At 61.7% G+C, this 21664-nt stretch carries 19 protein-coding genes, 2 tRNA genes and 1 pseudogene; 11 read left to right on the forward strand and 11 right to left on the reverse strand.

Annotation, left to right across the window (positions count from 1 at the left end; translation table 11 throughout):
• Positions 1 to 132: 132 nt before the first annotated feature.
• The 3 genes from ACVW0R_RS06285 to ACVW0R_RS06295 all read right to left on the reverse strand — a co-directional run bounded on the left by ACVW0R_RS06285 (position 133) and on the right by ACVW0R_RS06295 (position 1643).
• Positions 133 to 891 carry a DUF92 domain-containing protein gene (locus ACVW0R_RS06285; RefSeq protein ID WP_041438244.1) on the reverse strand — a complete coding sequence of 253 codons (759 nt, stop codon included), beginning with the start codon at positions 889 to 891 and terminating at the stop codon, positions 133 to 135.
• A 48-nt stretch (positions 892 to 939) separates the two neighbouring features.
• Positions 940 to 1030: transfer RNA gene (locus ACVW0R_RS06290), tRNA-Ser, on the reverse strand.
• Between the two features lie 106 nt (positions 1031 to 1136).
• The gene (locus ACVW0R_RS06295; RefSeq protein ID WP_457501813.1) at positions 1137 to 1643 is read right to left on the reverse strand and encodes a hypothetical protein; all 507 of its coding nucleotides are present in this window, start codon (positions 1641 to 1643) and stop codon (positions 1137 to 1139) included.
• A gap of 573 nt (positions 1644 to 2216) precedes the next feature.
• Between ACVW0R_RS06295 and ACVW0R_RS06300 the strand changes: the two genes are divergently transcribed.
• Together ACVW0R_RS06300 and ACVW0R_RS06305 are read left to right on the forward strand one after the other, a co-directional pair.
• Positions 2217 to 3194, forward strand: a complete 978-nt coding sequence (locus ACVW0R_RS06300; RefSeq protein ID WP_011430067.1) for a PhoH family protein — start codon at positions 2217 to 2219, stop codon at positions 3192 to 3194.
• Positions 3191 to 3919, forward strand: a complete 729-nt coding sequence (locus ACVW0R_RS06305; RefSeq protein WP_457501814.1) for an HAD-IA family hydrolase — start codon at positions 3191 to 3193, stop codon at positions 3917 to 3919. Before ACVW0R_RS06300 ends, ACVW0R_RS06305 begins: the two co-directional genes overlap by 4 nt.
• On the opposite strand, the gene ACVW0R_RS06310 is transcribed toward ACVW0R_RS06305, so the two are convergent.
• The 3 genes from ACVW0R_RS06310 to ACVW0R_RS06320 are packed head-to-tail and all read right to left on the reverse strand — an operon-like array spanning position 3897 to position 6561.
• On the reverse strand, positions 3897 to 4685 hold the full coding sequence (locus ACVW0R_RS06310) for an alpha/beta fold hydrolase (protein ID WP_457501815.1): 789 nt from the start codon (positions 4683 to 4685) through the stop codon (positions 3897 to 3899). The two genes, ACVW0R_RS06305 and ACVW0R_RS06310, sit on opposite strands and share 23 nt — an antisense overlap.
• Positions 4673 to 5416 carry a lysophospholipid acyltransferase family protein gene (locus tag ACVW0R_RS06315; RefSeq protein ID WP_011430070.1) on the reverse strand — a complete coding sequence of 248 codons (744 nt, stop codon included), beginning with the start codon at positions 5414 to 5416 and terminating at the stop codon, positions 4673 to 4675. Before ACVW0R_RS06315 ends, ACVW0R_RS06310 begins: the two co-directional genes overlap by 13 nt.
• An 11-nt stretch (positions 5417 to 5427) precedes the next feature.
• Positions 5428 to 6561, reverse strand: coding sequence for a cob(I)yrinic acid a,c-diamide adenosyltransferase (locus tag ACVW0R_RS06320; RefSeq protein ID WP_011430071.1), 1134 nt, complete (start codon positions 6559 to 6561; stop codon positions 5428 to 5430).
• 210 nt (positions 6562 to 6771) lie between these two features.
• Here ACVW0R_RS06320 and ACVW0R_RS06325 point away from each other — a divergent pair, with 210 nt between their 5' ends.
• Positions 6772 to 7686 (forward strand): PLP-dependent cysteine synthase family protein, encoded by a 915-nt coding sequence (locus ACVW0R_RS06325; RefSeq protein ID WP_011430072.1) that lies wholly within the window; start codon positions 6772 to 6774, stop codon positions 7684 to 7686.
• 74 nt (positions 7687 to 7760) lie between these two features.
• Positions 7761 to 7841, forward strand: a tRNA-Leu gene (locus ACVW0R_RS06330).
• Positions 7842 to 7913: 72 nt separating this feature from the next.
• On the opposite strand, the gene ACVW0R_RS06335 is transcribed toward ACVW0R_RS06330, so the two are convergent.
• Positions 7914 to 8405 carry a pentapeptide repeat-containing protein gene (locus ACVW0R_RS06335; protein WP_011430073.1) on the reverse strand — a complete coding sequence of 164 codons (492 nt, stop codon included), beginning with the start codon at positions 8403 to 8405 and terminating at the stop codon, positions 7914 to 7916.
• 677 nt (positions 8406 to 9082) lie between these two features.
• Here ACVW0R_RS06335 and lptB point away from each other — a divergent pair.
• The gene (gene lptB / locus ACVW0R_RS06340; protein ID WP_011430074.1) at positions 9083 to 9811 is read left to right on the forward strand and encodes an LPS export ABC transporter ATP-binding protein; all 729 of its coding nucleotides are present in this window, start codon (positions 9083 to 9085) and stop codon (positions 9809 to 9811) included.
• Positions 9812 to 9823: 12 nt separating this feature from the next.
• Here the strand turns inward: lptB and ACVW0R_RS06345 are convergent, their stop codons facing one another.
• Positions 9824 to 11287, reverse strand: coding sequence for a pyruvate kinase (locus ACVW0R_RS06345; RefSeq protein WP_099884049.1), 1464 nt, complete (start codon positions 11285 to 11287; stop codon positions 9824 to 9826).
• Positions 11288 to 11542: 255 nt separating this feature from the next.
• Between ACVW0R_RS06345 and ACVW0R_RS06350 the strand changes: the two genes are divergently transcribed.
• Positions 11543 to 12664: an LptF/LptG family permease gene (locus tag ACVW0R_RS06350; protein ID WP_457501816.1), complete on the forward strand. Its 1122-nt coding sequence runs from the start codon at positions 11543 to 11545 to the stop codon at positions 12662 to 12664.
• A 5-nt stretch (positions 12665 to 12669) separates the two neighbouring features.
• On the opposite strand, the gene ACVW0R_RS06355 is transcribed toward ACVW0R_RS06350, so the two are convergent.
• Both ACVW0R_RS06355 and ACVW0R_RS06360 read right to left on the reverse strand, forming a co-directional pair.
• Entirely contained in the window at positions 12670 to 13665 is a 996-nt protein-coding gene (locus ACVW0R_RS06355) for a phosphate ABC transporter substrate-binding protein (RefSeq protein ID WP_099834926.1), read from the reverse strand.
• 58 nt (positions 13666 to 13723) lie between these two features.
• Entirely contained in the window at positions 13724 to 15775 is a 2052-nt protein-coding gene (locus ACVW0R_RS06360; protein WP_457501817.1) for a ribonuclease catalytic domain-containing protein, read from the reverse strand.
• 380 nt (positions 15776 to 16155) lie between these two features.
• Between ACVW0R_RS06360 and ACVW0R_RS06365 the strand changes: the two genes are divergently transcribed.
• Positions 16156 to 16788: a response regulator transcription factor gene (locus tag ACVW0R_RS06365; protein ID WP_099812190.1), complete on the forward strand. Its 633-nt coding sequence runs from the start codon at positions 16156 to 16158 to the stop codon at positions 16786 to 16788.
• Positions 16789 to 16987: 199 nt separating this feature from the next.
• Complete coding sequence (locus ACVW0R_RS06370; RefSeq protein ID WP_457501818.1) at positions 16988 to 18196, forward strand: Coenzyme F420 hydrogenase/dehydrogenase, beta subunit C-terminal domain; 1209 nt, start codon at positions 16988 to 16990, stop codon at positions 18194 to 18196.
• A gap of 22 nt (positions 18197 to 18218) precedes the next feature.
• On the opposite strand, the gene ACVW0R_RS06375 is transcribed toward ACVW0R_RS06370, so the two are convergent.
• Complete coding sequence (locus ACVW0R_RS06375; RefSeq protein ID WP_011430081.1) at positions 18219 to 19415, reverse strand: aspartate aminotransferase; 1197 nt, start codon at positions 19413 to 19415, stop codon at positions 18219 to 18221.
• Positions 19416 to 19580: 165 nt separating this feature from the next.
• Here ACVW0R_RS06375 and der point away from each other — a divergent pair, with 165 nt between their 5' ends.
• The 3 genes and pseudogenes from der to ACVW0R_RS06390 form a co-directional block, all read left to right on the forward strand.
• Positions 19581 to 20960 (forward strand): ribosome biogenesis GTPase Der, encoded by a 1380-nt coding sequence (gene der / locus ACVW0R_RS06380; protein ID WP_457501819.1) that lies wholly within the window; start codon positions 19581 to 19583, stop codon positions 20958 to 20960.
• Between the two features lie 35 nt (positions 20961 to 20995).
• Positions 20996 to 21460 (forward strand): SsrA-binding protein SmpB, encoded by a 465-nt coding sequence (gene smpB, locus ACVW0R_RS06385; RefSeq protein WP_011430083.1) that lies wholly within the window; start codon positions 20996 to 20998, stop codon positions 21458 to 21460.
• Positions 21461 to 21592: 132 nt separating this feature from the next.
• A pseudogene (locus ACVW0R_RS06390) lies at positions 21593 to 21664 on the forward strand (IS607 family transposase); the annotation flags it as partial.

Here is a 21664-nt window from a genome sequence, read left to right on the forward strand (position 1 = left end):
AAATACAGTCATTTCAAACAGCAACGAAACGGTTCTTTGCCTCGTTATTGCTACGCAACGCTCTAACTCCCCTCTCCCAGAGGGAGAAGGGCTGGGGGTGAGGGCAGCGGCGCGGAGCGCTTGGGCATCTTTTTAGGATCCGATCCCCAAAAGCGCCCCCAGACCCACTGCTAAAAGAGCTGCTAGGGTCGTTTGAATGCCGTTCACCACTTCATTGCTCATCCAAGCCAAGCGAGGCTGCAACACCACCCCCATCCAGCTTTCTGCCAAAGTGGCCAGGATCCCGGCCAGCCAGCAGATTCCCAACCATAGGAGATTCCCTCCCACCCATTCTCCGCCAATGCCCCAGGCCAAGGCGGCCATCCCTCCTGCTGCCGCCACCCCCGCCAGGGATCCCTCCAGGCTGACGGCTCCCTCAGTGCCTGCTGGCACCGGCTGCAAGGTGGTGATCAAAAAGGTCTGACGTCCGTAGGCTTTTCCCACCTCGCTGCTGACGGTATCGGCCAACTTGGCGGCGAAGCTGGCGCTATACCCCAACCACCAGAGGGGATGGGCAAAAAGCGCATATCCCACCGCACAGGCAGCTCCCGTCAGGGCAGATCCCCAGACATTTTCCGGCCCTCGCGCCCCCTCTCGCTTTTCGGCGATCCCCTGGGCCTGCTTGCGGCGGATCCCCAGCTTGGTTACGGCGGTGCCGACTAAAAAATAGGCGGCTACGACCAGGTAACCCCGCCCTCCCAGGCCCCCCCACACCAACAGGCCCAGCAGGCCCGCGTGGAGAACCCCAGCTCGCGTCAGCGCCTTCTGGGGGCTCAGCAGGGCCAGCGCCACCAAGGCCAGATTGAGCCAGAGCGCCACCCCCCACTGACTCAGCAGCCACGCCTGACCCATGGGTGCCCTCCACCACCGGCAAGGGCGGCTAGGAACTGGCCACAACAACGGAGAGGGAGGGATTCGAACCCTCGACGGAGCTTTTGGGCCCCGTAACTTCTTAGCAGGAAGCCGCTTTCGACCACTCAGCCACCTCTCCAGAGCGGCAGAGACCTCAGCAAGCTGGGATCCAGCCGCCGGTTCACCTATTGTAGAAGACGGGATCCCACCCGGCAACTGTTCTCGAGCGGGATCCCTGCTGCAGCTCAGTTCACCACCTGCACATAGATATCGAAGCTGCCGCTGTTGTCGCCGTAGCTGCCCTTGGCGTCATTGACGTTGAAGGCGATATCCAAGTTGGGATCCAGATCCACCTCTTGCGGCTGCTCCGGCGAGGATTCCCAGACCTGTCGGGCCACCAACTGGACGTTGGGCTGGAACAGCACCAGGCCGTAGCGGCAAAGGCCAGGGTAGCGCCAGTCGGGAGGCGTGGGGATCCCTTTGCCGAGAGGGGAGCGAATGCTAGTGGAGAAAGAGAAGCCATAGCGCCAGGCTACATTTCTTACGAAAAAGCGAATGCGGCTGGCCCGCAGCGGCTGCCCCTGCCAGTGCAGGATGTTGCCCGGTTCTTGGTTGACCCGCAGGCCGTAAAAGGCGATCCAGCCCTGCAAGTTCTCCTCTTGGGGTTGGGTGCCCTCGATCGCTGCGGCTTGGCTCCAGTCTAAGTCGCTGCCATCGCAGGTAATCTCTGGCGGGACTTGCGTCAAATCCATTTGTGGCAGCCCTGACGTAGCGGGTGTAGCCGATTGGGTAAACATCTATCTCTCCTTTTCTTCAAAATGACTCCAGAAGTGAGAAGCTGTAAAGAGCTTACAGGGATCCCAAAAATGAGCCGGGGAAAGGTTTTAAAGACAAACCTATTCCTCTCCCTGCTGCTGGATGGAGAATCTCAGATGAACTGTGACATCGGGGCTGAGAACCTCAGGCTCTTCCTCGATCGGGCAAGAGATTAAGGTCTCAAGCTCTTTGTAATAGGTCAACTTTACTTGATGGATGGCGGCTATTCCCAGAGAAATAGACCTTTGCAATACTTTTTTAGGGAACCATAGGAATCTGTTAATTCCCCAAGACTTGATTGCCAACCAAGGCCGAAACCCAGATCCTTACTCAGCGCAGATCTTCTGGGACCTCGTATTCCAAAACACATTAATTTGTGCAATGCCCCTGTTAAGCACTCTTGCGCTCGTTTGGTCTCTGCAGCAGCTTTCCGCAACCCGGAGCGCTTTGACAACCGTTTTTGATAAGATCACCATTACAAGTCTCGCGGGGTGCCCGGCGCCCACGGCATGCACGACACTTCTGCCGCCACCGATCTGGAGATCATCTCTTTGTCAAGCCCTCGGCAGGCCATGTCCTTGGCGGGCATTCAGGAGGCCAACCTGAAGTGGATCAGTCGCTCCAGTGGTGCCTCTGTAACGCTGCGCGGACAAGACCTGTACCTGAAAGGCACCCCTCAGCAGCGGCAGCAGGTGCGGCAGTGGCTAGAATTGCTGAAGCCGCTTTGGCAAACTGGACACCCTGTCACGGTGATTGATGCGGAGCAAGCTTTTCGCGCCCTCTCCGGCCAGGAGGCTACGGCCTATCAGCAAGCGCAAGCAGGTGTGTTGGCCCGCACCCGTAAGGGAGAGTTGATCCGGCCCAAGACACCCCGCCAACAGGAGTACGTGCAAGCCATTCGCACCCACGATCTCTGCTTCGGCATCGGGCCGGCAGGCACCGGGAAAACCTATCTGGCTGCCGTTGTGGCCATCACAGCCCTGCAAAACCGCGAGTACGAGCGTTTGATCCTGACGCGACCAGCGGTAGAGGCAGGGGAGAAGCTGGGCTTCTTGCCAGGGGATCTGGTGGAAAAGGTAGATCCCTATCTGCGGCCTCTCTACGATGCCCTGTTTGAGTTTATCGACCCGGCCAAGCTGCCCCAGCTTATGGCCCAGGGAGTCATCGAGGTGGTGCCGCTGGCCTACATGCGGGGGCGTACCCTCAGCAACGCTTTCATCATCTTGGACGAGGCCCAAAACACCACCCCGGAGCAGATGAAGATGGCCCTCACGCGGCTGGGCTTCCGCTCCCGCATGGTGGTTACCGGGGATCTCACCCAAACGGATCTGGGCAAGCATCGCCTGTCGGGCCTGGCGGCTGCAGAGCGCATCCTGGCGGGGGTAGAGGGGGTTGCCTTTTGCTACTTTGACCAGCGGGATGTGGTACGCCACCCCCTGGTGCAGCGGATTGTGGATGCCTACGCCCGCTACGAGAGCCAGCAGTGAGACCGAGGGTAATCTTCTTCGATGCCGTGGGCACGCTGTTTCGGGTGCGGGGCAGCGTCGGCCAGGCCTACAGCCAGGTGGCAGCAGCGTATGGAGTGGCGGTGGATCCGCAGGCGTTGGATCGCGCCTTTGCCCAAGCTTTTGCCAGTGCTCCGCCACCCGCCCGCGTGGGCTTGACGGGATCCCTTTTAGAAGAGTGGGAGCGGGCCTGGTGGCATCAAGTGGTGCGCCAGACCTTTGCCCAGGTGGAGGGATCCCTTACTGCCTTTGGGGAGGAGCGCTTTGCAGCGTTTTTTGCCCACCTGTTCGAGCATTTTGCCGCAGGAGACCCTTGGGAGCTCTATCCTGAGACGCTGCCAGTTTTGCAAGCCCTGCAACAAGAAGGGATCCAGCTAGGGGTAATCTCCAATTTCGACAGCCGTCTAGTGCGAGTGCTGCAGGCGCTGCAACTGGACGGCTATTTTTCTAGCCTTACTCTCTCTACCCAGGTGGGCTATGCCAAGCCCGATCCCCGCATCTTCCAAGCTGCCCTGGCGGCCCAGGGGATCCCGCCCGCCGCTGCCTGGCACATCGGCGACAGCCGCCGCGAAGACTATCAAGGGGCCAAGGCAGCAGGCTTGAGGGCCCTTTGGCTGGATCGAGAAGGACAAGATCCCTCCTGCCAAGAGCGAATCGAAAACTTGGGGGGATCCCTCTCCCTGCTCAATGCGCTGGAGCGGAATTAAGCAGTAGCGGGGCAAAAACCCCATCGGGCTTGAGCAAGTAGCGCCGCAGGTTCATCTGCCGCTCCAGAAGGCAGGCATGGCCGCTCAAAGGCGAGATCTCCACCTGGGCCTGGGGCAGTCGCTCCGCCAGACGCTGCACCTCCTGCACCGAGGGCAGGAGACGATCCCGCCCCCCCGCCACCAGCAAGGTTGGCAGCCTCATCGACTCGAGGGGCAAATCTTCCACAGCAAAGGATCCCAGCAAGGCTAGACGATGGGCAGCCACCTCCGGAGAAACGCTGTGCACGGCCTGGCGCAGCCGCTCCCGATCCGGCGGCTCCATTTGGCCCAGCTCCGCCAAAAACCCTAACCCCCGCTCCGCCAGTTGGTGGTAAAGTCCCGGCGGCAAAAAGGGCAGGAGAACCTGACCTGCCCACCACCAGGGCCGGCGCCGCAGCGACGAGGCCGGATTAACCAGAATCAGGCCGCGACAGCGCTCCGGCTGCTGGGCAGCCACAGCCAGGGCTAGGCAAGCTCCGAAGGACTCGCCACACAGGTAGGCTCCCTCGTCCAGCTGGGATCCCACCCAATCGGCCAGGCTCTCCCAGCTCTGCCCTGCTGCGGGGTGGTTTAAGCTCAAAGGGCGGACGTGAAACTCGGCTTGCAGAGCCTGTGCCTGCCGGTAAAACAATTTGCCGGTGCCATCCATACCCGGCAAATAGAGCAGCAAGGGCCGCTTCTGGCGGCTTGGACTAGAGGCAATGGGCTTGCCCTTCAATGTTTCCATCTCCTTGCCAACCCCAAGCGCACCTGTTCGCGAGCGGCTGCCGTCAACTCCTGAATTAGCTGCAGCCGCTCCTGGCGGCAGGTAGAGCGCCCTGCTCCCCCTACCCAAAGAGGGGATCCCACTCGAACCACCACCTGACGGTAGATCACCACCGGATGCCCCCCCGGCCGCTGAAACCTGGGCTCCGTGGGATCAAACCAGCGGAAAAAAGCCATGGGAATATCCATCGCCCGCCACTCTTCCTGCGCCCACACGGCCACCGGCAGGATCGGCAGGGGATCCACGCCAGCAGCCAAGGCCAGATGGGCAAAGCCCGGCTGAAACCAGCCCAGCTCTTGGGGCGAGGTCTCGCGAGTAATCTGCTCCGCCCCTTCCGGGAAGATCCCCACCCCTCCGCCTGCCGCCAGAGTGGCCTGCGCCTGCCGAAAAAAGGCAAGCTGCGGCCCTGATCCCTGCTGGAGGGGGATACAACCCAGGGCCAAGGCAACCTCCCGCAAGAGGGGCACTTGCGATAGGTAGTAGTGGCAGGCAAAACGAATCGGTCGATCCAGCCCAGCAATCAGCACCGGCGCATCCAAAAAGCTGCGATGGTTGCTCACCACCAGCAGGGGGCCCTGGGGAACCCGCTCCTTGCCCTCCACCCACACCTCCGTCTGGAAAAGGCCAAGCAAGACCTGCGCCAGCGCCCTCGCGTCGGGGAACCCGCTTTGCTGCAGGAGTTGATCCAGCATCGCCACCCTGCTCAATAGTCCACCCCGCGCCGCAGATCGGCCCCCTGTTCGGCATAATGCTTGTGGCTCACCATTTCCGAATGGACAGAGGCCAGCTCAAAGTAGGGCAAAGGCGCATGGCAGCGCCCTGTGATGATGATCTCCGTATCGCGTGGCTTGCGCAGCAAAGCCTCAACAATCGGCTCCACATCCAATAGCTCCAGATCCACCGTTGGGTTGAGCTCGTCCAGAATAATGGTCTTGTAAAGCCCAGAGGCGATGGCCGCCCGTGCCAGCTCCCAGCCCCGCTCCGCCTCCACGTAGTCGATTTCCTGCTGCTTGCCCCGCCAAACGATGGCGTCGCGGCCGCAGCGCTGGTGATCTACTAGATCGGGATAGCTCTCTCGCAAAGCCCGAATGGCCGCATCTTCTGTGTAGCCCGTTCCCCCCTTTAGCCACTGCATAATCAGGACGCGGTGGGAGAGATCTTTGCTGATGCCGCGCCCAATGGCCTGCAGAGCCCGGCCCAGAGCGCTGGTGGACTTGCCCTTGCCGTTGCCGGTATAGATCTCGATGCCGCTGAGGAGGGGCTGGCCGTCCTGGGGATCCGCCGCCCGCCGCACGCTGCGCATTTCCGAGTGCAAATCTGCTAGGTCGATAATTTCCTTAGGGGCGCCCCGTCCGGTGATGATGACCTCCATTTCCTCTGGCTTTTGCTTGAGGGTGCTGACGACCTCGTCCACAGGCAGCAGGCCCAGATCCAGCACCGGGTTTAGCTCGTCCAGCACCACCACCGAGTAGAACCCCGACGCCAGCGCCCCCTTGGCCACATCCCAGCCGCGGCGGGCCTCTTGGCGGTCAAACTTAGTGATCTCGTCGGGGCCGAAGAACTCTCCTCGCCCCGTGCGCAGTTGATCGATAAGGTGGGGGAAGCCGCGCTGCAGAGCGGCAATCGCGGCATCCTCGGCATAGGTGCGGCCCGGCCCCTTGAGAAACCGCACCAGCAACACCCGGCTGGGGGCCGAGTTTTCAATCCCCAGCCCAATGGAACGCAGCACAACCCCTAGCGCCGCCTGCGACTTGCCCTTGCCCTCGCCGTCGTAAACATGGATCTGGCCTCGCCGGCGGTCAAATTGTTGCGCGGTTACAATGCCGATTTCTGCCATGCCCCTTCGCATCACGCCGCTGTCCAGAACTCGTGCTTCCCTACCCCCATCTTAGAGTCTAGCCAGAGGTTTTCGGGGAAGCGCGGAGAGGGCCAGAAAAAGCCGGCAAGAGCCGATAAACACCGGGATAAGATGAGCAATGGTTGTCCAGCCCAGTGCTTATCTAGCGAGGGATCCCCCTTGTATCCAACCGTGTTTTCTTCTCGCCCCTTGCCCCCTGCGGTCGATAGCCCCATCGAGCTGGTGGGACGGACGCCGCTCATTCGCCTGCGGCGGGTCACCGCCGACCTGCCGCCGTCGGTGCGAGTGTATGGCAAAGCAGAGTGGTACAACCCCGGCGGCTCGGTCAAGGATCGCCCGGCCCTGAATATGATCCGCGCTGGCGAACGCGAGGGCAAGCTTACGCCTGGCAAGATCATCCTGGATGCCACCAGCGGCAACACCGGCATCGCCTACGCCTGGATCGGGGCAGCTTTGGGGTACAAGGTGAAGCTGGCCCTGCCGGCCAACGCCAGCCCAGAGCGCAAGAAGATCCTCGCCGCCTACGGGGTGGAGGTAGTGCTCACGGATCCGGCCCTCGGCTCCGATGGGGCCATCGAGAAAGCCCGCGCCCTCTATGCCGAAAACCCGGATCTCTACTTCTATCCCGACCAGTACAGCAACCCCGCCAACTGGCAGGCCCACTACGAGACCACGGGGGTAGAAATCTGGGAGCAAACCCAGGGACAGGTCACCCACTTCGTAACCGGGTTAGGCACCAGCGGCACCTGCATGGGGGTGGGGCGGCGCTTGCGGGAGTACCGCTCCGATATCCAGATCATTGCCATGCAGCCGGACTCCCCCTTCCACGGCCTTGAAGGCCTCAAGCACATGGCCACTGCTCTCAAGCCCGAGATTTACGATCCCACCCTGCCCGACCAGCACATCGAGATCTCCACCGAAGCAGCCCAGAAAATGGTCAAGCGTTTGGCCTTGGAGGAAGGCTTGTTGGTGGGCATCTCTGCCGGAGCCAATGTGGTGGCGGCTCTACAGGTGGCCTGTCAGCTCTCCTCCGGCGTGGTGGTGACCATCTTGTGCGACGGGGCCGATAAGTATCTCTCAGAGCGGTTTTGGACAGAAGATTAAACTAGCCCGTACCGCAATGGCCCCTCCTCTTAACAGCCCCGCCCTTTTGCCGCTATGATGGTTAAACCTGGAATGCGGATGTGGCGGAACTGGTATACGCGCACGTTTGAGGGGCGTGTGGCTTTGCCATGCGAGTTCGAGTCTCGCCATCCGCACTGGGCCCTCACCCCCAGCCCCTCTCCCAAGGAGGAGAGGGGAAGCGGGCAGTGGTCAACCAGCCGATTGCACTATTCCCGAACGGCGCCCTGAAGGCGTGTGCCCCAGGTGCGGGCAAAGCTCAGGTCAGTCCCGGTCAGATTGGCATCGCGCAGATCGGCCCCCCGCAAGTCGGCGCCGTACAGGGAGGCAGAAGAGAGATCGGCACCCCGCAAATCAGCACCCCGCAAGTCCGCTCCCTCCAGGTAGGCACCGCTGAGATCGGCGCCACGCAACTGGGCGCGCCGCAGATTGGCTCCCACCAAGTAGGACTGGCTGAGATCGGCGCCAGTGAGGATGGTGCGCTCCAGGTTGGCCTCGATCAGGTCGGCACCCTGGAGGTTAGCCTCTGCCAGATCCAGGTTGCTCAGCTCAAGGGATCCCAGCCGGCAATTGGGACAGGTTCTGGAGGCCAGCAGGTAGCGCAGGAAGCAGGCGTTGGGGGTTGTGGCGGCGGCATTGGAAGCGACGGCTGTCGTGGCCAGCAGGGCCAAAATGGCGGAAGCTTTGAGATGAAAGTTCATGGTAACCGAGCCTCACAAAAAGTTGACTGAGACAATCCGGCAGAGCGGGGTTGTTTTGCGTTGGTCACATGATAGTGGCATCTGCCGGCTTCGGCCACTGCACAGATCTGCCTGGTTTTGTGGATCGACAGACGCTCCCAAGGTGTGATGACGTTGTGGCCTTATCGCCCCAGAGCTTGTGGGCTATCGCCGGGCGGGGGAGGATCTTTCAGCAGCGGATCCACCCAATGCCAAGACAGTTGCCCCAGTCCCAGCAAAACCGAAAGTATCGCCGAGGCAGCCAAGACGCAATCCTAGCGGGTTGCCAGCCGAGAAGGATGGCTCGGCTGGCGTTTCCTCCGGCCGGGCAACGGGCAAGCTTTCCCAGGGGGGGAGAGGGCGACAACGCAGGAAGCAACCGCAGCGGCGACAGGGACGATCGGAGTCGAGGTTGAGCCAATGGCAAGCTGGACAGCGGAGCATGGGAAAGGCCAGGGATCCCATCCGGGGGCAGCGCGAGCAGTTGCGGCATCCGGCAACCGTATCTGAAGATCTTCCCAATTCCCATGCAGGTGGTCAATTCTGCTCGTCCCCCTCTAGATCAGGGGTCGAGTTCGGGGCAGCCTTGGGAGAGAAGCCTCTGTGGAACTAGCCCTCCAGAATCAGTCAGCATCGAACGGCAACCCTGTGCCGATCCTATGCAGATTCGACTGGAAAACATCTGTAAGCGTTATGGCCGCCGTGAGGTGGTGAGCGACGTCAGCTTGCACATTCAGCAGGGAGAAGTTGTGGGGCTGCTGGGGCCCAATGGGGCGGGGAAAACCACCACCTTCTACATCATGACCGGCCTGATCCAGCCCAACCGAGGCCATGTCTGGCTGGATGACCAGGACATCACCCATCTGCCGATGCATCGCCGGGCCCGCTTGGGGATCGGCTACTTGGCTCAGGAGCCGAGCATCTTTCGTCGCCTCAGCATTCAAGACAACCTGCTGCTGATCATGGAGCAGACGGGGGTGCCTCGCCGCCTCTGGCAGCAGCGGCTCAACCACCTGCTGGAGGAGTTTCGCATTGCCCATGTGGCCCACAGTTTGGGTTTGCAGGTGTCGGGGGGAGAACGGCGCCGCGCCGAGATCGCCCGCGCCCTGGCAGCCGGGATCCACGGGCCAAAATTCCTGCTGCTGGATGAGCCCTTCGCGGGGGTGGATCCCATTGCGGTGGCGGATATTCAAGAGGTGGTGGCCAAGCTCAAGCAGCGGGGCATCGGTGTTTTGATTACCGACCACAACGTGCGGGAGACGCTGGAGATTACCGACCGGGCCTATATTCTCAACGACGGCGCCATCCTGGCCAAGGGCACACCAGCGGAGCTGGCGGCGGATCCCTTGGTGCGCAAGTATTACCTGGGGGAGAAGTTCCGTCTTTGATGCCGCTCCATCTCATCGCCAGGAGTACAAAGCTCGCAGGCGTTGGCTTTTTTTGTGCTGGTGGGCCTGCATGCGGGCCAGCAGCTCGTCCAGCAGGGCAACCGCCTCCAGGAGATAGGGGCCCTTATTGAGCATGACGCACTCGGCCCGGGCCGACAGCACCGCATCGGAAAGCTCAGGCCGGGAGGGCAGGCCCTCCTTGGTGAGCTGATCCAGCACCTGCGTAGCCCAGACCACCGGCACATGGGCGGCCTCACAGATCCACAGCAGCTCCTCCTGGATCTCGCCCAGGCGCAGCCAGCCAATCTCCACGGCCAGATCTCCCCGGGCAATCATCACCCCCAGCGGTCGACAGCCGTCGGCGGCCGCGATCAGAGTGGGCAGGTTTTGCACCGCTCGCTGCGTTTCAATCTTGAGGATCAAGCCCAGATCGGGCCGGGCCTGGCGCCGCTCCAGCTCAGAAAACAGCAACTGCAAATCCGCCGGCTGCTGGACAAAGGAATAGCCCACCAGGTCGGCATGCCGCACCACGAAGTCCAGGTCTTGGCGATCTTTCTCGGTGAGGGGCTGGATCGAGAGCTGGCTGTCGGGAAAGTTGAGGCCTTTTTCCTCCCGCAGCTTCTTGCCCTGCGGGGCGACTTTGTCCACCTCCAGCACCACCCCTGCCGGCTCGATCCCCACTACACGAGCGCCGATTTTGCCGTCGTCGATCCAGACAGTTGCCCCCACCTTGAGGTGGGCCAAGATCTCCGGCAGGGTGCAAGCCACCTGGCAGCAGATGTCAGAGTCGACCGGCGGAATGGCTGCCGTGAGCAGGATGCGATCCCCACCGTACACCTTGGCTTTGCCGGGGGGCATGGCCACCGGGCCCGTGCGGATCTTGGGGCCGGCCAGGTCGAACAAAATCTTGCAGCGCCGTTGAGTCTGGGCTTCGGCCCGGCGCAAGTGGGCCACCATTTTTTCCCACACCAGGGGATCGTCGTGGGCGCAGTTAATGCGGGCCACGTTCATGCCCCGTTGTAACAGTTGCAGCAGCAGCTCGGGCTGCTCGGCGGCTTCGCCGGGCAAGGTCACCATGATGCGGGCACGGCGGTGGGGAGAAGGAGGGCCAAAAAGAGCCTCGGTGTGCTGCTCTAGGGCCATATCCCCGGCGTAAAACGCTTCATAGCTAGGTCCCTTGTGGCTCAGCCCTTGAGCGGCGGCCAAAATGGCGATCACCGCATCCAAGCTTTCCAAAACCCGCGATTCACAGCGTCCCAGCGACGACAGCCCCAGGGCGGCCAATTCTAACTGCAGGTCGCGCAGATCGTGTTGGCGCAGCGCCAAATACCGAGCTAGGTTCTCGAGAGCGGGGGAGGGGTTGCAGGGGCTGCCCCAGGCGGTCAAGTACTTCTGGGATCCCTCCACAACTTGCTGTCGCAGCTCCAGGAGCTGCTCTAGCAAACGCTTAGGCGAAGAGGGGGAAGAGGAAGCCATGCTGAAAGCTATCTCAAGACAAACAAGCCCAACGCCCGGCCCAAGCCCGCCTTGGGTCGATCATAGGCAAGTTAGGGTGAAAAAGGGAGGCGATTAACCTTTTGTTGGCCAGCGTTCCGGTCTAGAGTCGTTAACAGCCTTCGGGTTGTCCTGACTGCTACTTCCCTTGGTTTTGTGAAACTTCATTCTCCCCCTACTCCTCCTTCAATCAAGCAGTCTTGCAACAGGCTCTCCATCGTTTGCGCGGTGGGCCTGATGGATCGCTACATCATCTCCGAGATGCTCCTGCCCTTTTTCTTTGGGGTGGGAGCGTTCACCACCCTGGTGATGGCAGTGGGATCCCTGTTTGAGCTGGTGCGGCTAGTGGTAGAGGCGGGGCTGTCCCTTTCAGCAGCGTTGCAAGTGTTTGTGTTGCGGGCGCCGGGGATCATCGTCCTGACGTTCCCCATGTCGATGTTGCTGGCGACGTTGCTGGCCTATGGGCGCCTGTCTGCTGATAACGAGATCACTGCCCTGCGCGGCTGCGGCGTGAGCCTCTATCGTCTGGTGGTGCCGGCCCTCCTTCTCAGCCTCTTGGTGACGACGTTAACGTTTCTCTTCAACGAGCTGGTGGTGCCGGTGAGCAACCGCCAGGCGGCCCTGACTCTAAACCGCGCTTTGAACCGAAGTCCAGAGTTCCGCCGCGAGAACATCCTCTACCAAGAGTTCGGCGAGATCCTCGCGCCCGAGCCAGACGGCACTTTTTCCCGCCGGCAAGGGCTAACCCGTCAGTTTTACGCCCGCAGCTTCGATGGCCAAGAGATGCGCGGCGTGATCGTCCTGGATGTCTCTAACGAGGCTCTCAGTCAAATTCTGCTGGCGCAGCGGGGGCGCTGGGATCCCCGGGAGAACCTCTGGGTGTTTGAGGAGGGCACCACCTACATCGTTTCGCCTGACGGCACCTACAGCAACATCGCCACCTTTGCCCGCCAGGAGCTGCGTCTGTCGCGGGCGCCGCTGGATTTGGCCCAGGAGGTTCGCAGCCCCGAGGAGATGAACATTCCAGAGCTGCGCCGCTACCTTGAGGTTCTTGCCAGCTCCGGGGACCTGCAGCGGGTACGCCGCCTCCAGGTCAACCTTAGCCAGAAGTACGCCATCCCCTTTGCCTGTCTGGCCTTCACCCTGATCGGGGCCCCGCTGGGCCTACGACCCCAGCGCACCAGTTCTTCTTTGGGCTTGGGCCTCAGCGTGCTGATTATCTTTGCCTACTATGTGCTCCTGTTTGTCAGCCAGGCGCTGGGGCAGATTGGGACGCTGGGGCCAGAGGTGGCAGCCTGGCTGCCCAACTGCGTCTGCCTAGGCATAGGCGGGGCCTTGCTGTACCGCGCCAACCGCTAGGCTGGCTAGCGCAGCGGGATGAACTCGGTGCGGCCAATGATCTGTTGGCCTTGATCCGAGAGGGCGTAGTTGATGAAATCGGCCACCACAGGGCTGGTTCTTTGAGGTGCCACCAAAAACACATTCCGCGCCAAGGGGTAGCTGCCCCTCTGGATGGCCTCACGGGTGGGCATCTGGCCGTCGATGGGCACAATCCGCACCGTTTGCTGGTTTTGCACCTGATCGACAGTGCTGTAGGTGATGCCATCTTCTCCCAAAGCCCGCAGGAGAGGGGTGGTGACATCTTCTGTGGCGGTGGTGAAGTAGGGAGGGTTATCGGGAGCAAAGGGCGACCCCAATAACACCAGCTCTTGGAAAACGCTGTAGGTGCCGCTCTGGGGGGCGCGGTTGAGGACCCGAATCCGCCGATCCGGACCGCCCACCTGGCTCCAGTTGGTAATCCGACCCTGGAAGATATCGGCCAATTGCTGCAGCGTCAGGCCGCCCTTGTAGGGGTTGTTGACCCCCACCGCCACCGCCAGCGCATCCTTGGCCACCGGGATGGCCTGCAAACCCGCCTGGACTTCGCTGGCATTGAGGGGGCGAGAGCTGGCAGCAAGCTGGATGCGACCTTCCATCAGGGCCTTGAGGCCGGCGTTGGAGCCGTTGGGCTTGCCATCCGGGATCCCGTAGGTAATGGGGATGCTGGGGTTGCGCTGGCTGTAGCCTCCCTTCAGGGCCAAGACGAGCCGGATCATCGTGACGCTGCCATCCACCTGGAGCACTACTGGGTTGGGCAGAGAAGTATCCAGATTAACGGCGTTGGCAGGCGGGTTGGGTACCTGGGTCTGAGGGGGGTTGGGCGCTGTTGGGGCTTGGGGCTGAGCAGTCGGGCTCCCAGAGGTGCGGCTAAACCAGGAGCTGAGCAAGCCTGAACGATGGGCATACCAGCCGCCCCCTCCCAAGATGGCAATCAGGAGAATATAGACAATCGGCGGCGGGCCAGAAGGTCGTGTGGCCATGGAACTCCTCCTGGGGAACGGGGATGACCCTCCTCTGTTGTATCAGCTACCCCCCTCTTTAGGGAGCAAAGTCTCTTACCTCCCGCAACTCAATTACATCAGCACGGGGATCTGCTTGGAGGACCTCCAACTCGATCCAGGCCCCCAGCGGCACCTGCCGCTCCAAGCGCACCGGCACGCGAAAGGCAATCTCATCCAGCATGGCCATCACCAGGTTCTCCTCCTCGCGCAGGTAGCCCAAGACCAAGGCCTGCCAAATCTGCCCCGGTCGCTGACGCAGGTACTCGATGCTCCAGTAGCGCTTGGACTTGCGCTCCACCTGAGCGGCCTCGGCCGTGCCTGGCTCGATCCCCAGCAACAATTGCTGCACCTTGGCTTCTGTCAAGGGCAAGGGATCCCCGCGCAAAAAAGCCTTGATCTGGTAGTGGGCCACCAGATCCAGGTAGCGGCGAATGGGAGAGGTCACCTGACAGTAGGCATCGAGCCCTAGCCCCGTATGTCGCCCCGGTTGGGTGGCCACTTCCGCCCGCGAGAGACAGCGCATGATGGCAAACGACCGAACCGGACCCTGGGGGTACAGATCCAAAACCTCCGGCGGGGGCAGCTCAGGAGCCGGCTGCAGGCGATAGGGCACCGGGATCCCGTTTTGGCGGGCAAAGCGAGCGGCTACCTCACCGGCCAGCACCATCATCTCCGCCACCATCTGCCGCGCCGGCGTATCCTCGATCACCCGCAGGTGGGGGATCTCGTCGATGACCTTGATGTCCTGCTCCGGCAGGCCGATGGGGATCGCCCCTTGCGCCAGTCGCCAGGCGTAGCGCCAGCGCGCTGCCCGAGCAATGGCTGTCAATTGGGCCTCCGCCCCCAACTCCAGCATCTCGTCGGCATCGTCGTAGGTGAGGCGGTAGTTGACCCGGATCTGGCTGAGGCAAATTTCGTAGTCGCGCACGGCCCCGTCGGATCCCAGCCGGATGCCGAAGCTAAGGGCAGGCCGCACCTCCCCCTGCACCAAGCTCATCGGGCCGGTGGACAACTCCGATGGAAACATCGGGATCACCCGCTCCGGCAAATAGACGCTGGTGCCCCGCTTGCGGGCTTCTAAGTCGAGGGGATCCCCCCACCGCACCCAACAACTGGGATCGGCGATGTGGATCCAGAGCTTCACCTCGTCATCCGACTCAAACTCGACGCTGAGAGCATCGTCGATGTCGCGGGTGCTGGCATCGTCGATGGTGTAGGTGTGAAGATGGGTGAGATCCCGGCGCAGAGGCAGATCCAAGAAGGGGGGAGGCCCGCCAAGCAAAGTTTGGGCGTAGCGCTCCACCTCCTTGGGAAATTGGGTGGGGATCCCCGTAAGGCGCAGGGCCAGGTTCTCGTGGCGGCTCCACAGGCCCAGGGCTACCAGGGCGTCAAAGGCTCCTTGAGGAGTGTCGGGAAATCCCATCAGTTGCAGCAGTTGCGAGACCCGCTCCCGATCCGAGGGGGTGAGGTTGTGGGAGAGATCCTCGTGGCTGCGAATGCTGGCCGCCGCTCCCTGCAAAGCTAGGCGCTCCAGCACCTCCAGACGAGCTCGTTCCGCTGGGCTCCAAGTGTACTTTTGCCCAGGCTGGGCCACCGCTGCCTTTAGGCGGGCCTCAAACTCGGCCTGCTCCTGCTGCCGCTGCTGGGCGACAGCAATTTGATGGAGAATTTCCTTCACCTGAGCCGGAGTACGCGGCTCGTAGCCTTCCCCCTTTGCCTTAAAGTAGACGTAATCCTCGCTCAAAAGACGGTAGGCAGCATAGGTGGAGACCGGGGAATCGTCGGAAAACAACAACTGGGCCATCTCCGACAGGCTCAGGGGCCGACGCTCCTCCTGAACCAATTCCCAGGCCAAAGCCAAACTTTCGGGATCCAACTTTGCCTGCACCGCCTGCCAAAAGCCCGGGATATCGGACACCGTAAAGCTGGAATTGCCGTTCAAGGCAAACGTAATTTGGCGAGGGTGAACGCTGTGCACCTGCCCCGAAGCCACGCCCAGCAGCAGGTTCTTTTTGCCCTCGGTGCCCTCAACTACTGCCAGTACCCGCTCGTTGTTGTGGCGAAACTCGACCAGCGTGCCCTTTTCCACCCTCTTTCCCCATGTAGGTTGCCGCCAGAATTGTATTTTCTCCTGGCTCTACTTCTCCTGCCCATGGGGAAAACCCGACAAGCCAAACCAGCCCCAGAGGGCGAGCGCTTGCCAGCGGGAGGATCCCAAGGCAGGGCGGAGGCAGTTGCCGAGCCGGCCAGAGGAGGTACCCGGCCTCTTCGTGTTTCTTTGGATATGCCGCCACCTCCGTCTGTATGTGATACCTTATTATCCAGGTTTAGGGGAAACTGACGAACCGGCTAGAGGTTGGCAGGTTTTTTCTTGGCGCCACCTCGGCTGTAGATTTGCCGATTTGTCCAGAGGTTCGCTAAGCGGGCTATCCTTTTTCCTTGGGCTTTCTTGCAGCAAAGGGATGAGCAGTGGACAACCCAAAGCGATTGTTGCTGATTGACGACGATCCAAACCTGATCCTTCTGGTGAAGGATTACCTGGAGTTTCGCGGCTACGAGGTGGTTGCGGCGAGCAATGGCCTGGAAGGGTTAGAGGCGATGCGCCACTTTACTCCGGATTTGATCATCTGCGATGTGATGATGCCGGAGATGGATGGCTACACGTTTGTCCAGACCATTCGCTCCAACAGCGCGACGGACTGGATTCCGGTGATCTTTTTGTCAGCCCGCGGGCAAACGGCAGATCGGGTGCGCGGCCTCAACACGGGGGCAGATGTTTACCTGGTCAAGCCCTTTGAGCCGGAAGAGCTGGTGGCTCAGGTGGAGTCCGTCCTCAAGCACACCGAGCGCCTGTTGCAAATGCAGAATGCGGGCATTCAGCCGGTCATCAAGTTAGATCGGGAAATCGAGCTCACCCCTACGGAAGCCAAGGTGATCCAGTATGTGGCCAGGGGCATGTCCAACCGCGAGATTGCCGAGGTGATGGGAGTGAGCCAGCGCACCGTCGAAAGCCATGTCAGCAACATGCTGAGCAAAACCGGCCTGCACAACCGCACCGAACTGGCCCGCTGGGCCCTCGAAAGTGGTTTGGGCAGAGGCTGAGGGGGCCTTTGTTGCATCGCCGCTTGCCGACAAAAGGGCAACTCAGGGGATCTGGCTTTTCCTCTCTGTCTGGGGGCAACTCTGGAGGGGCGGGCGAGCGTTGGGCAGGATCGGGGATCTTTCAACTCCTCTGCCCGCCGTCTGCGGTTTTGGCGGCAAACTGAAGAAGGTACCCCGCCACGGCTACGGTTTAGACCTTATGGGATCCCGTTTACCGCGTCCGGCCCGGCCCATCCGCTCCGGCCACTACCCGGCCAAGGAGCTGTGCAGCCAGTGCGGCCTCTGCGATACCCGCTACGTCGCCCACGTCAAGGAAGCCTGTGCCTTTTTGAACCAGCAGTTCACCCGCCTAGAAGAGCAAACCCACGGGCGATCGCGGGAATCGCTGCGCTCCAAATCGGAGGCCGTCAGCGACAGCGACTACTTCGGCGTCTACGAGGCAATGTACACGGCCCGCCGGCGGGATCCGATCCCGGGTGCCCAGTGGACGGGCATCGTCAGCAGCATCGGCATGAAGGCCCTCAGCAGCGGCCTAGTAGAAGGGGTGGTGTGCGTGCAGGCGGATCCCCGGGATCGCTTTCAGCCACGGCCTGTCTTGGCGCGTACCCCAGAAGCGGTCTTGGCGGCGCGGGTCAACAAGCCAACGCTATCGCCCAATCTCTCCGTGCTGGAGCAGGTGGAGCAAAGCGGCCTCAAGCGCTTGCTGGTGATCGGGGTGGGCTGCCAGATCCAGGCTTTGCGGGCGGTGGAGAAAAACTTGGGCCTGGAGAAGCTCTATGTGTTGGGCACGCCCTGCGTAGACAACGTCAGCCGCGCCGGGCTGCAAAAGTTTCTTGAAACCACCAGCCGCTCCCCGCAAACGGTGGTGCACTACGAGTTCATGCAGGACTTCCACGTCCACTTCAAGCACGAAGACGGCTCGGTGGAAAAGGTGCCTTTTTTTGGCCTCAAAACCAAAGAACTCAAAGACGTGTTTGCCCCCTCTTGCCTTACCTGTTTTGACTACGTCAACAGCCTGGCCGATCTGGTGGTGGGCTATATGGGATCCCCCTTTGGCTGGCAATGGCTGCTGGTGCGCAATGCGCGCGGGCGGGAGCTCTTGGATCTGGTTTGGGAAGAGCTGGAAACCCAGCCGGTGATCTCGCGGGGCTCGCGGCGGGCGGCGGTGCAACAGGGGATCCAAGCCTACGAGCAGGCCCTGAGCTTGCCCATGTGGCTGGCCCAGCTCCTGGCGGTGGCCATCCAGCGCTTTGGGCCGCGCGGACTAGAATATGCCCGCTTTTCCATCGACTCCCACTTTGTCCGCAACTATCTCTACGTCCGCCGCCACTATCCCCACAAGCTGGAGCAGCATGTGCCTCCTTTTGCCCGGCGCATCGTGGAGCAATACCAACTCCCCTCTCCCTAGGGGAGAGGGCCAACCCTAGAGCTCAGCAATAGCGGATCCCGGCTTCTGCCCAGCGGTCGATGGCCTGGCCCAGGCGTTCGCAATCGGCAATCAGGCTGATCCGCACGTAGCCTTCTCCCCCTTCCCCAAAGGCGTTGCCGGGAGTCACCACCACCCCGGTGGACTCCAAAACCCGCAGGGCAAACTCCGTCGATCCCTCGGGCGTGCCGTCGGCGGTGCGGGGGGTCGGGATCCAGAGGTACATCGTCGCCCGCGGCGGCTCGATCTGCCAGCCCAACTCGGCCAGGCGGGCAATGAGGTAGTCGCGTCGGCGGCGGTAGCGCTCCTGCACCTGCTGTAGGTAGCTATCTGGCAAGGCCAAAGCGGTCTCGGCCGCCTTTTGCAGGGCGCCAAAAATGCCGTAGTCGAGGTTGGTTTTCAGGGTGCGCAGGCTCTGGATAATCTGGCGGTTGCCCACCACAAAGCCTACCCGCCAACCGGCCATGTTGTAGGTTTTGGAGAGGGTGTGGAACTCCACGGCCAAGTCCTTGGCGCCAGGGATCTGCAGCAGGCTGGTGGGCCGGTAGCCGTCAAAGGCCAGCTCGGCATAGCACAGGTCGTGCACCAGGAGGAGGTCGTAGCGGCAAGCAAACGCCACCACTGCTTCAAAAAAGGAGCGGGTCGCCACCGCTGTTGTCGGGTTGTTGGGGTAGTTGAAGTAGAGCAGCCGCGCCTGCTTGGCCACCTCCGGCGGGATCTCTTGCAGGTCGATGAGCCATCCTTTCTCCGGGCGCAGCAGCAGTGGGTAGATCTGCCCGCCGGCAATCAGGGGACCGCGAAAATGGGGCGGGTAGGCAGGGCTAGGCACCAGCACCAGATCCCCTGGATCCACGTAGGCCAGGGCCAGGTGGGTCAGGCCCTCTTTGGATCCCAATAGAGGCAGCACCTCGCCATTGGGATCCAGCTCCACCCCGTAGCGGCGCCAATACCACTCGGCAATTGCCTGGCGAAAGCTAGCCGTGCCCTCGAAGGGTGGGTAGCCGTGGTGAGCGGGATCGGCAATGGCGGCCTGGGCCGCCTCCACCACCGGCTGGGGGGTGGGGCCATCGGGGTTGCCCATGCCCAGATCGATCAAATCCAACCCCTGCTGGCGGGCGCGGGCCTTCAGCTCATCCAAGCGGGCAAAGACATAGGCAGGCAGTTTGTTCAGCCGCTGGGCAGGGGCGAGGGCACGGTTCATAGCAAGGAGGGGAAACGAGTGCAGCCGGTGTCTGATGGGAGGTTAGCTACCTAACTTACCGCCAGAGCTGCCTTCAGGGCAATGATTGAGATCAGCGGGTTTGGGCATCTGGGATCCCAAAGGCTAGGATAGAAGTCTGGGTTCGGCTTTTTGGCAAGCGGAGCAGTGGCTTTACCCCTTGTAGCCGTTGTGGGTCGCCCCAACGTGGGCAAATCCAGCCTCGTCAACCGCCTGGCGGGGGTGCGCTCGGCCATTGTCCACGACGAGCCGGGCATCACGCGGGATCGCCTCTACCAAGAGGTGGAGTGGAACGGGCGCCGCCTGCGGGTGGTGGATACCGGCGGCCTGGTCTTCTGCGACGACAGCGAGTTTTTGCCCCACATCCGTCAGCAGGCCATGGCGGCGATGGCCGAGGCCCACGCTGTAATCTTTGTGGTGGATGGCCGCGAGGGGCTGACCCCTGCTGACAAAGAATTGGCCGATTGGCTGCGCAGACAACCCCTGCCGGTAGTGGTGGCCGTCAACAAGTGCGAGTCGGGGCAACTGGGCCTGGCGCAGGCGGCGGCTTTTTGGGAGTTGGGGCTGGGGGAGCCGATCCCTTGTTCTGCCGTCCACGGCAATGGGGTAGCCGAGCTGTTGGAGGCGGTGCTGCCTCACTTGCCCGAAGTGGCCCAAGAAGCCGCAGATGAGCCGGATCCCATCGCCGTGGCCATTGTAGGGCGGCCCAACGTAGGCAAGTCCAGCCTGCTCAACCGCCTGGTGGGATCCGAGCGGGCCATTGTCAGCCCCATTGCTGGCACCACCCGCGATGCCGTTGACACCCTGGTGGAGTGGGAGGGGCAGAGCTATCGTCTCATCGACACGGCTGGGATCCGCAGAAAAAGCCGGGTGGAATATGGGGTGGAGTTTTTCAGCATTAACCGCGCCTTCAAAGCCATCCAGCGCTCGGACGTGGTGCTGCTGGTCATTGACGCCCTGGAGGGGGTAACCGAGCAGGATCAGCGGTTGGCTGGCCGCATCGAAGAAGAAGGCCGCGCCTGCATCATCGTTGTCAACAAGTGGGACGCGGTGGAAAACAAAGATACTCACACCATTAACGAGTACACCCGCGAGATCCGCGAGCGGCTTTATTTCATTGACTGGGCACCCCTGTTGTTTGTCAGCGCCCTCACGGGGCAGCGCACCCACAACATCTTTGCCGAGGTCAACACAGCGGTAGCCGCCCATCGCAAGCGCATCGCCACCTCCGTGGTCAATGAAGTTCTCCAGGATGCCCTCGCCTGGCAGTCACCCCCCGCCAACCGCCAGGGCAAGCAGGGCAAAATCTACTACGGCACCCAGGTGGCGGAGCGGCCTCCCACCTTTCTCCTGTTTGTCAACGATCCCGATCTGTTCAAAGAGAACTACCGCCGCTACCTGGAAAAGCACTTCCGGCAAAACCTCGACTTCACCGGTACCCCCATTCGCTTTCGCTGGCGCAGCAAATCCGAGCGCCTGGTGGGACGGGCAGTGCAAAAATTGGAGGGTTCCCTGGCCTCTCGTTAGGCCCTCTGGTGGACGAAGCTCTCTTCTGAAAGCGTATGGCTGTGGATCCCAACGTCAAAACCCTGGTGGAGAATCGCCGCGCCCGCTTCGAGTACGAGATCTTGGAGACCTACGAAGCCGGGATCCAACTGACCGGCACAGAGGTAAAGTCCATCCGAGCGGGCAAAGCCAACTTGCAAGACGCTTTTGCCCTCTTTCGCGATGGCGAGGCCTGGCTGCACAACTTGCATGTTGCCCCCCACGGAACTGCCAGCAAGGTGTTTAACCACGACCCGACCCGCCGCCGCAAGCTGTTGTTGCACCGCCGCGAGATCGACCGGCTGCGGGGCCTGGTGGAGCAAAAAGGCCTGACTGTGGTTCCCCTGCGGCTGGTGCTCAACCGCGGCTGGATCAAGGCTCACCTGGGCGTGGCCCGCGGCAAAAAGCTCCACGACAAGCGACAAGCAATTAAGGAACGGGAGACGCGGCGGGAGATCCAGCGGGAGCTCAAGGGGCGCTAGGGCCCGACAAGCTCCTGGCAGCTCCTATTTTCCGAGGGGGGTGGCCCAAAGCCGCTGGAGCATGACTCTAGTCAATGATATGCTGGACTATACTGAAAATAATGTACAATATGTTCAGTATGGCTGCTTGGTATGGCTAGGTATGTAAAACCGAGAGAAGCGGCGGATTATTTTGGGGTGTGTCTCCACACCTTGAGGCGATGG

It is taken from the genome of Thermostichus sp. MS-CIW-15 (assembly GCF_054060575.1).